This is a genomic window from Pseudomonas sp. P5_A2_2 (genome assembly GCF_054177685.1).
On sequence record NZ_JBGCUL010001256.1, the window covers coordinates 1 to 1,146 of the forward strand.

Here is a 1,146-nt window from a genome sequence, read left to right on the forward strand (position 1 = left end):
ACATGGAGATATGCAGACATGGAGATATGCAGGCAGGCATCAGGAAATAACAAAAAAGGCGGTCAAGCCATGTTCAAACAATCGAAAGTACGTCAAGCCGGGCTCATCCTTTTCGCCACCACGCTGTTGTTGATATTGCCGAACCTGACCAAGGTGATCGGCTAGTCGCGTCTAAAAGATTCGGCACCACAGTTTTGAATGGCCACCATCAAAATGTGACTGGCCCGCTAGCCGGGCCAGCGTGGCTGTGCCAATCTTTGCGGCACTTGCACGACATGGACGGCGATCACTTGAAAATGCTCACTCTGCTCGGGGCCCTGCTGTTCGGGTCGCCCCTGTATGCCGCACAGCTGAACCTGGAGCTGGGCGCGAACAGTCGCACCTGGCAGACCGAGCAATTGCTCAAGCATCCTCAGGTTCAAACCATCAACATCAGCAACGACGTCTCCTACAAGCGGGACATGAGTTACCGCGCCGTGCCATTGTCCGCGCTGCTGAACGGCATCAAGCCTGAGGACCACCTGCAAGCCGTGGCCCTGGATGGCTTTGCCGCCGAAATGGCCGCGGCGCCTCTGCTCAATACCCAGGGTGCACAGGCGTGGCTGGCAATTGAAGACCCGGCCAAGCCCTGGCCACCGCTATCGGAAGGCAAGCCGGGCGCCGGACCGTTCTATCTGGTCTGGAGCAACCCGCAGGCCGGCAACATCAGCCCCGAACAATGGCCGTTCCAAGTGGCGAGCATCAAACGCCTGGCGCCCGTGGCCGAGCGCTTCCCTGCCCTGCTGCCCGATCCGGCGTTGAAGGCGGATGATCCGGTGAACAAGGGCTTTGCGTTGTTCCAGAAGAATTGCCTGGCCTGCCATCGACTCAACGGCGCCGGGGACGCGCAATTCGGGCCGGACCTGAATATTCCGTACAACCCGACCGAGTACTTCGGCGCGGACTTCCTCAAGCGCTACATTCGCGATCCACAGAGTTTGCGCCAGTGGCCGCAGGCGARGATGCCCGGGTTCTCGGCCGAGGTGTTACCGGATGGGGATCTGCAAATGCTGGTGGGGTATTTGCAGCATATGGTCGGGCGCAAGGTGAAGCCGTGATGCATTTACCTGTAGGAGCGAGCCTGCTCGCGATAGCGGTGTGTCAGGC

Annotated in this window: 1 protein-coding gene; it reads left to right on the forward strand. The window is 59.7% G+C overall.

All coding sequences use genetic code 11. From position 1 onward, the window contains the following. Window positions 1-275: 275 nt before the first annotated feature. The gene (locus ACXRVY_RS30605) at window positions 276-1,097 is read left to right on the forward strand and encodes a c-type cytochrome (protein ID WP_458239152.1); all 822 of its coding nucleotides are present in this window, start codon (window positions 276-278) and stop codon (window positions 1,095-1,097) included. Window positions 1,098-1,146: the final 49 nt, after the last annotated feature.